Raw genomic sequence first — 12,059 nt, forward strand, 5'->3', positions numbered from 1 at the left:
GCCGCCCGACGGGCGGAACCATGGCCGGAGCTGCGGCGCAGCAGAGAGTAACCGCGCGGACACGCAGTGACCAAAGGCCGCGCCGGGCACACACAGTGATGCCCCGCCGGAGATCACAGGTCACCGGCGGGGCGTGCGTCAGCGGGAGCAACCGGAGTTCGCCCGAACGGGCGGTCGCGGTCGCCTCCGTGAGATGTTCCTACGTGCTCCCGCGCGTCCGTGCGGCGGACGTGTCAGACGCGGACGCCGAACTGGAAGCTGCCGGCCCACTCCATGGCCTCGTACCGCACCACGGTGCCCGGCTTGGGGGCGTGGATCACCTGGCCGTTGCCGACGTACAGCGCGACATGGCTCAGTCCGCTGAAGAAGACCAGGTCGCCCGGGGCGAGTTCGCCGCGGCCGATCTTCACACCGTCGTTGACCTGCGTGTAGGTGGTCCGGGTGAGGCTCACGCCCGCCTGGGCGTAGGCCCACTGGGTCAGCCCGGAGCAGTCGTAGGAGTTGGGGCCCTCGGCACCGGAGATGTACGGCTTGCCCAGCTGGGTCTTGGCGGCGGCCAGCGCGGCGGCGGCGCGGCCCGAAGAGGCCGCCTCGTTGCCCAGGTTGGCACGCTCGTTGCCGCGGGCAGCGCGCTCGGCGTCGTCCGCCTGTATCTGCGCGCGCTCCTCGGCGGTCAGCGTGTTGAGGAGCTTGTTCGCCGCGTTGAGCTTGGTCTGGACGTCCTTCTTCTTCTTCGCCAGCTCCGTGCGCGTGTCGGCGAGGTCCTTCAGCTTGAGGGACGCCTCCTTGCGCTGCTGCGCGAGCGTCCGCTGCTTGGCCTGGATCTTCTCCAGGGCGCCGACCTGCTTGGTGCCCATCTGGTCGAGCACGGAGGCCTTGTCCAGATAGTCGTCCGGGTCGGAGGAGAGGAAGAGCTGGAGCGCCGGGTCGATGCCGCCGGAGCGGTACTGGGCGCTGGCCATCGAACCGAGGCCGGTACGCAGCTCGTTGAGCTCGTCCTGGCCGCGGGCGACCTTGTCCTGGATCGCCTCGACCTGCTTCTCGAGCTTCTTTTCCTTCTCCTCGGCGCCGCTGTGCTTCTCGGTCGCCGCCTCCGCCTCGTGGTAGAGCTTGTCGACCTTTTCCTTGACGTCTTCCTTGGACGGCTTGGGGTCGGCCTGCGCGGCCTGGGACGTCAGGGCGACAGCTGCGGCTGCGGTCGCGGAGAGCACGGTCACGCGGGCGCGGCTCGGCTGCTTGGGACGACGGTGGGACGCCACGAAGGCGATCTCCTTCTTCCTCAGAGCCGCCTACCGGGTGTCGGGGAGTTGATCCCCGGCTCCGTGAGTCAGTTTCCCGGCGGGCCGGGAATCCGGTGGGACCGGACTGAACTACACGAATTCGGCGGTTCCTTCGCCGCCACCCCGGATGGGTGATCAACCGCGCGAAGGTTCGAGGCCCGACCTTAGTGACCTTCTTGTGATCAGTTCAAATCCTGAAGGGAAAAATTTCACCGCGGAGTGGTTTCTTCACATACATCGCACTGACAGTGACGAACAATTGACACTCTGATGCGACATTGGGTGAGCAAATGCCGCATTGGCCACAGGAGTTACTAGACGCGCGAAAGCCGCTTCAGCAGCAAGGCGGACGCCACGGGTCTCGCACCGGCCCGCGCCACCCCGTCGGCGACCTCACGGTCGGTGGAGACGACCACCACGGGACGCCCCGGCGGCTCCGCCCGTACGAGCTGGCGGATCAACTCGTCCGCCGTCACGCCCGGTTTGGAGAACAGCACCCGCACCCCGCGCGGCGGCGCGAGCAGTACGGGGGCGGCCAGTTCGGCCCCGTCGAAGACACACGTCATCTCGGCGCCCGTCTGCGCCGCGAGCATCGCCAGCCCGCCGAGCAGCCGCAGCCGCTGCTTCTCCAGCGGCATCGTCGGATAGCCGGTCTTGGTGACGTTGTAGCCGTCCACGACCAGATGCGCCTGCGGCAGCGCCAGCAACTGGTCCAGCAGGGCCGGGTCCATGTCGGACAGCGCGCGGGCCGCCACGTCCTTGGGAGACATCCGGCCGGGCTCCACGGCGTCCACCAGATCGGCGGGGTGCGCGGCGGCCGGCGGCAGCGCCAGCTCGCGCCGCAGCCCCTGCGCCGACTCCAGGACGGTGTCCAGCAGCAGCCGCAGCCGCATGTCCTCCACCGAGCGCCCCTCGCGGGCGGCCCGGCGGCTCGACTCCACCGCCGACTCCGCCTCCGTGAGCCGGGCCTTGAGACGGCGCGTCTCGCTCTCCGCCGCGGACACCTGCGCCGCGGCCTCCGCGCGGACCGTCTCGGTCTCGGCCGCCGCACGGCGCAGGGCGGCCTCGCCGCGCTTCACATCGCTCAGGGCACCGCGCAGCTTGCGCTGCGCGGACTCGGCCTCCCTGCGGGCGGCGTCCAGCTCCGTACGGAGGCGCTCCGTCTCGGCCTTCGTCGTGGCGCGGGCCTGTGCCAGCTCCTCGCGCAGCCGCTCCAGCTCGCGGCGGTTCTCCTCATCGACACGCTCGGCGTCGGCGCGCTGGACCTCCTCGCCCGCGGCGGCCACCAGCTTCACCCAGCCGACCGGACGCAGGACGTACGCGGCGGCGGCCACGTCTATGGGGTCGGCGGCAGGCGGCGGCGAGCCCGACTCCACGGCCGCCGCCAGCTCGGGATCCGCCTGGGCGAACCGCTCGCCGATCCGCTGCCGGAAGATCGGGTCGCTCTCCAGGGCCGCCGCCATCGCGTTGCCCGCGAACCGGGCGCGCCTGTTCGGCGTGAAGCGCGCGTACTGTCGTAGCTGGGCGGGCAGTTCGGTGACGGTCAGCCCGCCGAAGGCGTCGGAGACCAGCGCCACGACCCGGCGCCGGACTCCCTCGGGCAGCGGCCTGTCGAGCGCCTCGGCGTCGCCGCCGGCCGCATCGGCCGGCTCAGCGCCACTTGCGGGCTGCTCCACGATCCGTCACCCCACTACCCTTTCGGGCGGCTCCCTCAGGAACCGGCGCCCGGCCTGTCAACCAGTTCGATCTGATCCACCGCGTTGCACCAGCGGCAGCGGACGGACTCGATGGTCTCACTGACCACGTCGCGCTCCTCGATCTTCGACTCCCCGGCCAGGTCCAGATGGACGTACTCCACCACCTTGGAGGACCGTGTGACGTCGAACCGGGTGAGATTGCCGCACAGCGTGCAGCGCCACCTCGTGGCCTCGGTCGGCAAGGGAACCGTCGTCATCGTGCCGTCTCTCCTTCGTCGGGGGCTGCTGTCGTGCTGTCGAGCCTGCCGCGCCGTACCCCGGTGCGGCGCCGGAGCGCGGAAGACGCGCCCGTAACCCTACGGCCTCCCGCGTATCGCGTGTCGCGGCGAGGCGGTCCGTACCCGTCTGTCCGCGTACGGGATGATCCTTGGATGATCAATTGGCGCGCGGCGGCCGGTGCGCCGGTCGTGACCTACGGTCTGATCGGCCTGTGCGCTCTGGCCTTCCTGACCAGCCCGCTCTCGGGGTTCAACGCCGCGTACGGAACGGGCGACGCCCTGCTCGCCGCGCAGAGCGCGTACTTCGAGCGCTGGGGCGTGATCCCCGACGAGCTGATGAGCGGCGGCTCCCACGCGCTCCTCACCCCTCTCACCGCACTCTTCGTCCACGGAAGCTGGCTCCATCTGCTCGGAAACCTGCTCTTCCTCTACGTCTTCGGGGCGATGGCCGAGGAGCGGATGGGACGGGTGCGGTTCACCCTCTTCTATCTCGTCTGCGGCTATCTCGCCCTGCTCGCCTACGCGGCGGCGAACGCGGACTCCGACCAGACCCTGGTGGGCGCGTCGGGCGCGATCTCCGGCGTGCTCGGCGCCTTCCTCTGTCTCCTTCCCACTGCGCGCGTCACCAGCCTCTTTCCGTTCCTTTTCTTCCTGCCGTTGCGCTTTCCCGCCTGGATCGTCCTGATCTTCTGGTTCGCCCTCCAGTGGCTGGCGGCCCACAACGCGAAGCCGGGCCCGGGCGTCGCCTATCTGGCGCATCTGGTGGGCTTCGCGCTCGGCTTCGTCGCCGCGTGGGTGCTTTTCCGCCGTACGGCTAGAGTGAAGTTCCGTTCCGCGGCCACCGAGGGAGAACGTCAACCGTGATCACCGCGATCGTGCTCATCAAGACCAGCGTCGACCGGATCCCCGAGATCGCCGAGTCGATCGCCGCGCTGGAGAGCGTCAGCGAGGTCTTCTCCGTGACCGGCACCTACGACCTCATCGCCATGGTCCGCGTCGCCAGGCACGACGATCTGGCGGACGTCATCCCCGGCAGCATCAGCAAGATCCCCGGCGTCGAGGCCACGGACACGCACGTCGCGTTCCGCACGTACTCCCAGCACGACCTGGAGACCGCCTTCGCGATCGGCCTCGACGCCTGACGCCCGGGGCCTGCCCGTGAGGGCAGGCCCGGTCCGCGTCAGCCGCGGTCGGGGACGCAACGGCCGTCCTCGGTACGGTAGTTCCAGCGCGCCCCGTCCCTCACGAGCTCCTTGACCGCGCCGACGAACCGCTCCACGTGCTCGTCCGGCGTACCGGCCCCGAAGCTGACCCGGATCGCGTTGAGCGACCTCTCACCGGGACCGGCGTCCGGCGCGCCGCACTCCCCCGGGTCCCCGGCGTCGCCGCCCAGCAGGGTCCGCACGAGCGGGTGGGCGCAGAACAGGCCGTCCCGTACACCGATGCCGTACTCCGCCGAGAGCGCGGCGGCGAAGTGCGAGCTGTTCCAGCCGTCGACGACGAAGGAGATGACGCCCACCCGCGGGGCGTCGTCACCGAAGAGTGAGAGCACCCGCACCTCGGGCACCTCGGCGAGACCCGCGCGCACCCGCGCGACGAGCTCCTGCTCCCGCTCGACGAGCCGGTCGAATCCCGCCTCGGTCAGGGCCTTGCAGGCCGAGGCGATCGCGTACACCCCGATGACGTTCGGCGATCCGGCCTCGTGCCGGGCCGCGGTGGTGTGCCACTCGACGTCCACACCGCCGTCGGCGCGGCGCGCGACCTTGCGGCTGGCGCCGCCACCGGCGAGATACGGCTCCGCCTCCCGCAGCCAGTCGGCGCGGCCCGCGAGCACACCGGAGCCGAACGGCGCGTAGAGCTTGTGCCCGGAGAAGGCCACCCAGTCCACGTCCAGCTCCGCGATGTCGACGGGGTGGTGCGGGGCGAGCTGCGCGGCGTCGAGCACGATGCGCGCGCCGTGGGCGTGCGCGGCGGCGGCCAGTTCGTGTACGGGCCACAGCTCACCGGTCACGTTGGACGCGCCGGTGACACACACCAGAGCGGGGCCCTTCGGGTCGCGGCCCGCGAGGGCGCGCTCCAGTGTGGCGACGGCCTCGCCGGGGGTGCGGGGCGCGTCGAGGTAGCTGACGCGGGCGTCGCGCCAGGGCAGCAGCGAGGCGTGGTGCTCGGTCTCGAAGACGAACACCTCGCAGCCGGCGGGCAGCGCGGCGGCGAGCAGGTTGAGCGAGTCGGTGGTGGACCGGGTGAAGACGACCTGGTCGTCCTCGCGACAGCCGAGGAAAGCGGCGACGGTGCGGCGGCCGTTCTCGAACAGGTCGGTGGAGAGCTGCGAGAGGTATCCGGCGCCGCGGTGGACGCTGCCGTAGTACGGGGCGTAGGCGGCGACGTCGTCCCAGACCCGGCGCAGGGCGGGGGCGCTGGCCGCGTAGTCGAGGGCGGCGTAGGTGACTTCACCGCCGGTGACCAGGGGGACGGTGACCTCACATCCGAGTACGGGCAGCGGCCGGTCGGTGCTGGTGCGGTCGAGGGCGTCGGTGGGTACGGACATGGCGGTATCTCCCGGCAGGACGAGGCGGAAACGGCATCAGGACCCGGCAGGGGACGCGTCGTCGCGACGGCGGATGCCGTGACGGCGTACGGGTTCACCTGGGGGGTGGGGCTCACTGAGGAGGGCTCGGGCCCTGTGCCCGGCGCGGAACGCACCGGGAGCGGGCCGAAGGCCCTATCGCATTCGCTTGCTCACGAGACTGCTCCCTTGAGGACCAGGACCCCAGGGATGACGACATCCGAACGATGTCCAGGGGTCCGCGCTTGCCGCAGACCTCGCTGCCTGCGGCCTGGTCTTCACCCGGGGCACCCCGCCACGGACGGAGGGTTGCCGGACAGCGGGCCGGGGCCGTAGTCGCTGTCACTCATGACCTGGGCCGAGATTACCCCACGGACACGCACCGGCCCGGACGGCGTCCGCGATACGGGACGTCGGCGTCCTCGATCGCCGGACTGGCTGCGAACGCAGCCGTCGGCGGTCGAGGACAACCGTGGCGCGCGAGCCGAGCGGGCGGGCCGGCAAGCCCGGCCGAGGCCCCCGAGCCGGCCGCGGGCCCTTACGCGTTGCTCGCCGTCACCCAGCGTTCCAGCGTCGCGTTCGCCGCGCCCGAGTCGACCGCCTTCGCCGCCCGTGCCATGCCCGCCGCGAGTTGGTCGTTCAGCGTGCCGTCGCCCGGCTCCAGCGCCACCAGCGCCGCCGCCGCGTTCAGCAGGACCGCGTCCCGTACGGGGCCGGTCTCGCCGGCCAGCAGCCTGCGCGCGACGTCCGCGTTGTACGAGGCGTCCGCACCCCGCAGCGCCTCGATCGGGACCAGCTCCAGACCGATGTCCCTCGGGTCGAAGGTCTCCTCGGTCACCCGGCCGTCTTGAACCACCCATACGTGTGAAGTGGCCGTCGTCGTCAGCTCGTCCAGACCGTCGTCGCCGCGGAAGACGAGCGAGGAGTTGCCCCGCTCCGCGAGCACACCGGCAACGATCGGCGCCATCCGGCTGTCCGCCACACCCACCGCCTGGGAGCGGACCCGCGCCGGGTTGGTGAGCGGCCCCAGGATGTTGAACGTGGTCTGCGCGCCCAGCTCCTTGCGGGCCTTGGCCGCGTAACGCAGCGCCGGGTGGAACTTCACCGCGAAGCAGAAGGTGATGCCCGCCTCCTCGACGACCTCCACCACCCGCTGCGGCGTCAGCTCCAGATTGACGCCGAGCTTCTCCAGCACGTCGGAGGCGCCGCTCGCGGAAGAGGCCGCGCGGCTGCCGTGCTTGACGACCTTGCCGCCCGCCCCGGCCACCACGATCGCCGCCATCGTGGAGATGTTGACGGTCTTGGCCAGGTCACCGCCGGTGCCGACGACATCGACCGTGGCGCCGGGCACCTCGATGGTGTTGGCGTGCTCGTACATGGCGCGCACCAGTCCCGAGACCTCCTCCACGGTCTCGCCCTTGGCGCGCAGCGCGACGGCGAAGCCCGCGATCTGCGCGTCGGTGGCCTCGCCGCTCATGATGCGGTCCATGGCCCAGGCCGTGTCGACGGCGTCGAGGTCCTGGCCGCGCAGCAGCGGGTTCAGAACCCCCGGCCAGGAACGCGCCGCCAGGGTGTCGCCTCCGGCCGGTGTAACAGCGCTGCTCATGCTCGCTCCTGGGGTCTGTGGACGGGCGCACCGCCGTGCTGCCCGTGCTGCCAGGCGTCAGCCTATCCGCGCCGCCCGCGATCCGAGACCCGCCGCCCGTAGTACGGACAGCGGTATGTACGGAGCGTGGCCCGGGCGGCCCACGCTCCGTACGCACGCCCATGTACGAGGGCCCCGGCCCGGTCCCTCGAAAGGGGACCGGGCCGGGGCCCGACACGTACGGTGGTGCTCGATCAGTGGTGGCCGTGGCCGCTCGTGATCTCCTTGTACTCCTCGGCCGTCGGCTTGGGGATCTGGCTTCCCTCGCCGTAGTAGCCCTTGTTCAGCTTGACCCGCACCTTCTCCGCCGGGGACGTCTTGCGCCGGACACCGTTCTCGTCGACAGTCGGCCCGATCTCGGCCGGCTTGTACTGCTCGTGAGCGGTGAGCGTGTGCAGGTCGCCCTGGTTGAGCGGCTGGTGGATCTCCACGAACTCACCGTGCGGCAGCCGCTTGATGATGCCGGACTCACGTCCGTGCAGCACCTTCTCGGCGTCACGGCGCTGAAGTCCCAGGCAGATCCGCTTGGTGACCACGAACGCGATGACCGGGCCGACGAAGAACGCGATCCTGATGAACCAGGTGATCGTGTTGATCGACAGGTGGAAGTGGGTGGCCCAGATGTCGTTCCCGCCACCGATGAGCAGGATGAAGTACAGGGTCAGCCACGCCACGCCGAAGGCGGTCCGGGTCGGCGCGTTGCGCGGCCGGTCCAGGATGTGGTGCTCGCGCTTGTCGCCGGTGATCCAGGACTCGATGAACGGGTAGACCGCGAGGGCCACCAGTACCAGCGGGAAGATCATCAGCGGGATGAACACACCCAGGACGAGCGTGTGGCCCCAGAAGTTGATCTCCCAGCCGGGCATCACACGGATCAGACCCTCGGAGAAGCCCAGATACCAGTCCGGCTGTGCTCCGGTGGAGACCAGGTCCGGGCGGTACGGGCCGATGGCCCACACCGGGTTGATCGTGGCGATGGCCGAGATGATCGTGATGACACCGAAGACCAGGAAGAAGAACCCGCCGGCCTTGGCCATGTAGATCGGCAGGAACGGCGCGCCGACCACGTTGTTGTTGGTCTTGCCGGGGCCCGCGAACTGCGTGTGCTTGTGGTAGAAGACCAGGATCAGGTGCGCCACCACGAGTCCGAGCAGGATGCCCGGAAGAATCAGGATGTGGATGGAGTAGAACCGCGCCACGATGTCGTGGCCGGGGAACTCCCCGCCGAACAGGAACATCGAGATGTACGTGCCCACGATCGGTGTGGCCAGGATCGCGCCCTGCGCGAAGCGGACACCGGTGCCCGACAGCAGATCGTCCGGAAGCGAGTAACCGGTGAGACCGGTGAACAGCGACAGGAAGAACAGCAGGAAGCCGAACACCCAGTTGATCTCACGGGGCTTGCGGAACGCGCCCGTGAAGAAGACACGCATCATGTGCACGAACATCGCGGCCACGAAGATCAGCGCGGCCCAGTGGTGGATCTGCCGGATCAGCAGACCACCGCGGACGTCGAAGCTGATGTCCAGGGTCGAGGCGTACGCCTCGGTCATCCGGACACCCTGCATCGGTACGTAACTGCCCTCGTACACGACCTCGTTCATGCTCGGGTGGAAGAACAGCGTCAGATACACACCCGTGAGGATGATGACGACGAAGCTCCACAGGGCGACCTCGCCCAGCATGAACGACCAGTGGTCCGGAAAGACCTTCCGCAGCATGCCCTTGGCCGCGCCGTAGATCCCGAGGCGGCCGTCGGCCCAGTCGGCGACCCGCTCTCCAGCGGGTGCCTTGCGGTTCTTTTCGTCAGTCGCAGTACTCATCCGCGCTCCCAGAAGGACGGACCGACGGGCTCGTCGAAATCGCCGAGCGCGTAGAGGTAACCCTCGCCGTTCACACCGATCCGCAGCTGCGGAAGCGCGTGACCGGCCGGGCCGAAGATGACGCGGGCGCCGTCGGAGAGGTCGAAGGTGGACTGGTGGCACGGGCAGAGCACGTGGTGCGTCTGCTGCTCATACAGGCTGATGGGACAGCCGACATGGGTGCAGATCTTGGAGTACGCGACGATGCCGTCGTGCGACCACTCGAGTTCGCGCTTGTCCTTGATGTCTTCGGGCTGAATGCGAACGATCATGAGAGCCGCCTTGGCGATCTCATTGTTGAAGTTCTCATTGTGCTCGTCCAGCCCCTCGGGCTGGGCGAAGGTCAGCGACCCCACGGTGACGTCCTCGGGACGCAGCGGCTCGCTCGTGTTCTGGTTGATGAGCAGCAAGCCCTTCTTCCAGAACGTCTTGCGGAGCTTGTCCTCAGGCAGCGGGCCGAGGTCACGCAGCAGGACGATGCCGGAGAGCGGCACCATGGCCAGCGCACCGAACATCGTGTTGCGGATCAGCTTGCGGCGCCCGAAGCCGGACTCCGCCGAGCCGATCAGGAAGTCCCTCTTCGCCTGCGCGGCGACCTCGGGGGTCGCCTCGATCGGGTGGCGCTCCTGGACGATCTCCTCGTCGCTCATCAGCGTGCGCGCCCAGTGGATCGCACCCGCGCCGATGGCGAAGAGGGCGACTCCGAGCGTCATTCCCAGCGAGAAGTTGAGCGCGCTCACGTGGCCGAACGGCCAGATGTACACGATCTTGTCGACGGGGAAGACGACGAACGAGGCGATGAAGCCGACCGTGGCCAGCATCGACAGCGTGAAGAGGAAGGCCACCGCGCGCTCGGAGCGCTTGGCCGCCCGCTCGTCGATGTCCTGGATGCGCGGCCGGTGGGCCGGCAGTCCGGGGTCGGCGAAGGGGTCCTCCGCGCGCTCCACCTCGCCGTGTGCCGGCTCCTGCTCACTCGGCAGGTTCTCGTCTGAAATCCGGTTGCTACTCATGACTTCTTGGCCTTAGCGGTGTGCGCCGCGACCCAGACGGCAGTTGCGATCAGTGCGCCCAGACCGATGATCCAGGAGAACAGGCCCTCACTGACGGGCCCGATGCCACCGAGCTTGAGTCCGCCGGGGTTCGAGGACTCGTCACCGTTCACCGCATCGACGTACGCGATGATGTCCCGCTTCTCCTGCTCGGGCATCGTCGAGTCGGGGAACGACGGCATGTTCTGCGGACCGGTCAGCATTGCCTCGTACAGGTGCTTGGGCGATACCCCTTCAAGCCCCGGCGCATACTTGCCGTTCGTCAGAGCGCCGCCTTCACCGCCGAAGTTGTGGCACTGGGCGCAGTTGGAGCGGAACAGCTCACCGCCGTTGGCGGAGTCCGCGCCTTCCGGGTTGTACTGCTTGGCTGTCGGGACCGAGGGCCCGGGGCCGAGCGAGGCGACGTACGCCGCGAGTTGGTCGATCTCCTTCTGGTCGTAGATGACCTTCTTCTTCGGAACCTGCGGGCCGGGCTGCTGCGCCGGCATCCGGCCGGTGCCGACCTGGAAGTCCACGGCGGCGGCGCCGACGCCGGTCAGCGACGGACCGTCGGACGTGCCCTGACCGCCGACGCCGTGGCAGCTGGCGCAGCCCACGGCATACAGCTTCTTGCCCTCGTCGATGGCGAGGGACTGGGCGGTGTCGTCTGCCTGTGCCTTGCCCGCGGGCGCGAACGCGGCGTACAGCCCCCCGGTGGCCGCCAGCGCGAGGAGTAGGACGACGACCGCCGCCAACGGATGGCGTCGTCGTGCGGAGAGCTTTTTCACGGATTACCCCGGTGTCAGGATCTTCTGCGTCGGTGCTTCTGGACTGTGCGCGAGCGCGTCGGGCGCGTGGCCCGCTACTTGATCAGATAGATCGTGGCGAAGAGGCCGATCCAGACGACATCGACGAAGTGCCAGTAATAGGACACGACGATGGCGGCGGTTGCCTGCTCGTGGGTGAACCTCTTGGCCGCGTACGTTCTGCCGAGAACCAGCAGGAAGGCGATGAGACCGCCTGTCACGTGCAGACCATGGAAGCCGGTGGTCAGATAGAACGCGGAGCCGTACGCGTCGGACGAGAGCGAGAGGCCCTCGTGCTTCACGAGCTCCGTGTACTCGAAGATCTGACCGCCGATGAAGACCGCACCCATCACGAACGTGATCACGAACCACGAGCGGAGCTTCTTCACATCGCCCCGCTCGGCGGCGAAGACGCCGAGCTGGCAGGTGAGTGAGGAGAGCACCAGGATCGTGGTGTTCACCGCGGAGAACGGGATGTTCAGCGAATCGGCCTTCTCCGACCAGAACGCATCCCCTGTCACCGACCGCAGGGTGAAGTACATCGCGAAGAGGGCCGCGAAGAACATCAGCTCGGAGCTCAACCAGATGATCGTTCCGACACTGGTGAGGTTCGGCCGATTGACCGTCGGGTGCGCGTGCCCGGTTTCTACTGTCGTTGCTGTCGCCACGACCGACATTATGTCGGTCGCTTATCCCGCCCTCACTCCCGGGGGTCCCATTCGGAGTGTCAGCCACTTCGGACGGGACCCGGAGAGGGACCGAACGGCCCATCGCGGGCGGGCCGGGACCCGTGCTGACATGGTGTGCGACGGAGTAGCATCCGCGCAGCGGGTCTCGGCGCCCAGGCTCTGAAGCCCTCGCAGACGCGGATGTGCGGATGTCACGACGGATGTCACG

11 protein-coding genes and 1 riboswitch are annotated in these 12,059 nt (G+C 69.1%); of the genes, 2 read left to right on the forward strand and 9 right to left on the reverse strand.

Annotation, left to right across the window (positions count from 1 at the left end; all coding sequences use genetic code 11):
* Positions 1–233 precede the first annotated feature (233 nt).
* The 3 genes from SSPS47_RS07985 to SSPS47_RS07995 all read right to left on the reverse strand — a co-directional run bounded on the left by SSPS47_RS07985 (position 234) and on the right by SSPS47_RS07995 (position 3,234).
* Positions 234–1,259, reverse strand: coding sequence for an NlpC/P60 family protein (locus SSPS47_RS07985; protein ID WP_147872543.1), 1,026 nt, complete (start codon positions 1,257–1,259; stop codon positions 234–236).
* A 335-nt stretch (positions 1,260–1,594) separates the two neighbouring features.
* Positions 1,595–2,956, reverse strand: a complete 1,362-nt coding sequence (locus SSPS47_RS07990) for an NYN domain-containing protein (RefSeq protein WP_164249808.1) — start codon at positions 2,954–2,956, stop codon at positions 1,595–1,597.
* 35 nt (positions 2,957–2,991) lie between these two features.
* On the reverse strand, positions 2,992–3,234 hold the full coding sequence (locus SSPS47_RS07995) for a hypothetical protein (protein ID WP_147872546.1): 243 nt from the start codon (positions 3,232–3,234) through the stop codon (positions 2,992–2,994).
* 174 nt (positions 3,235–3,408) lie between these two features.
* Here SSPS47_RS07995 and SSPS47_RS08000 point away from each other — a divergent pair, with 174 nt between their 5' ends.
* Positions 3,409–4,119, forward strand: a complete 711-nt coding sequence (locus SSPS47_RS08000) for a rhomboid family intramembrane serine protease (protein WP_147872548.1) — start codon at positions 3,409–3,411, stop codon at positions 4,117–4,119.
* Positions 4,116–4,397: an Lrp/AsnC ligand binding domain-containing protein gene (locus SSPS47_RS08005; RefSeq protein ID WP_147872550.1), complete on the forward strand. Its 282-nt coding sequence runs from the start codon at positions 4,116–4,118 to the stop codon at positions 4,395–4,397. The genes SSPS47_RS08000 and SSPS47_RS08005 overlap by 4 nt, the downstream gene beginning before the upstream one ends.
* 38 nt (positions 4,398–4,435) lie before the next feature.
* On the opposite strand, the gene SSPS47_RS08010 is transcribed toward SSPS47_RS08005, so the two are convergent.
* The 6 genes from SSPS47_RS08010 to SSPS47_RS08035 form a co-directional block, all read right to left on the reverse strand.
* Positions 4,436–5,803, reverse strand: a complete 1,368-nt coding sequence (locus SSPS47_RS08010) for an aminotransferase class V-fold PLP-dependent enzyme (RefSeq protein ID WP_164249811.1) — start codon at positions 5,801–5,803, stop codon at positions 4,436–4,438.
* 254 nt (positions 5,804–6,057) lie between these two features.
* A riboswitch (SAM riboswitch) is annotated at positions 6,058–6,175 on the reverse strand.
* A 184-nt stretch (positions 6,176–6,359) separates the two neighbouring features.
* Positions 6,360–7,427: an anthranilate phosphoribosyltransferase gene (trpD, locus tag SSPS47_RS08015; protein WP_164249812.1), complete on the reverse strand. Its 1,068-nt coding sequence runs from the start codon at positions 7,425–7,427 to the stop codon at positions 6,360–6,362.
* A gap of 233 nt (positions 7,428–7,660) precedes the next feature.
* A complete protein-coding gene (locus tag SSPS47_RS08020) occupies positions 7,661–9,289 on the reverse strand; it encodes a cytochrome b N-terminal domain-containing protein (protein ID WP_147872555.1) in 1,629 nt (542 codons plus the stop codon).
* Positions 9,286–10,338 (reverse strand): Rieske 2Fe-2S domain-containing protein, encoded by a 1,053-nt coding sequence (locus SSPS47_RS08025; protein ID WP_147872557.1) that lies wholly within the window; start codon positions 10,336–10,338, stop codon positions 9,286–9,288. The genes SSPS47_RS08020 and SSPS47_RS08025 overlap by 4 nt, the downstream gene beginning before the upstream one ends.
* Complete coding sequence (locus SSPS47_RS08030) at positions 10,335–11,144, reverse strand: c-type cytochrome (RefSeq protein ID WP_147872559.1); 810 nt, start codon at positions 11,142–11,144, stop codon at positions 10,335–10,337. The genes SSPS47_RS08025 and SSPS47_RS08030 overlap by 4 nt, the downstream gene beginning before the upstream one ends.
* Before the next feature lie 74 nt (positions 11,145–11,218).
* Positions 11,219–11,839 (reverse strand): heme-copper oxidase subunit III, encoded by a 621-nt coding sequence (locus SSPS47_RS08035; protein WP_031231895.1) that lies wholly within the window; start codon positions 11,837–11,839, stop codon positions 11,219–11,221.
* Positions 11,840–12,059 lie beyond the last annotated feature (220 nt).

It is taken from the genome of Streptomyces sp. S4.7, assembly GCF_010384365.1.
In the GTDB taxonomy this organism is placed as follows: Bacteria; Actinomycetota; Actinomycetes; order Streptomycetales; family Streptomycetaceae; genus Streptomyces.

Excerpts from the sequence above, each read along its gene's own strand:
- SSPS47_RS08000 (WP_147872548.1), top strand. The coding sequence starts at position 3,409 with ATGATCAATTGGCGCGCGGCGGCCGGTGCGCCGGTCGTGACCTACGGT.
- SSPS47_RS07995 (WP_147872546.1), bottom strand. The coding sequence starts at position 3,234 with ATGACGACGGTTCCCTTGCCGACCGAGGCCACGAGGTGGCGCTGCACG.
- SSPS47_RS08020 (WP_147872555.1), bottom strand. The coding sequence starts at position 9,289 with ATGAGTACTGCGACTGACGAAAAGAACCGCAAGGCACCCGCTGGAGAG.
- SSPS47_RS08010 (WP_164249811.1), bottom strand. The coding sequence starts at position 5,803 with ATGTCCGTACCCACCGACGCCCTCGACCGCACCAGCACCGACCGGCCG.
- trpD (WP_164249812.1), bottom strand. The coding sequence starts at position 7,427 with ATGAGCAGCGCTGTTACACCGGCCGGAGGCGACACCCTGGCGGCGCGT.
- SSPS47_RS08025 (WP_147872557.1), bottom strand. The coding sequence starts at position 10,338 with ATGAGTAGCAACCGGATTTCAGACGAGAACCTGCCGAGTGAGCAGGAG.
- SSPS47_RS08035 (WP_031231895.1), bottom strand. The coding sequence starts at position 11,839 with ATGTCGGTCGTGGCGACAGCAACGACAGTAGAAACCGGGCACGCGCAC.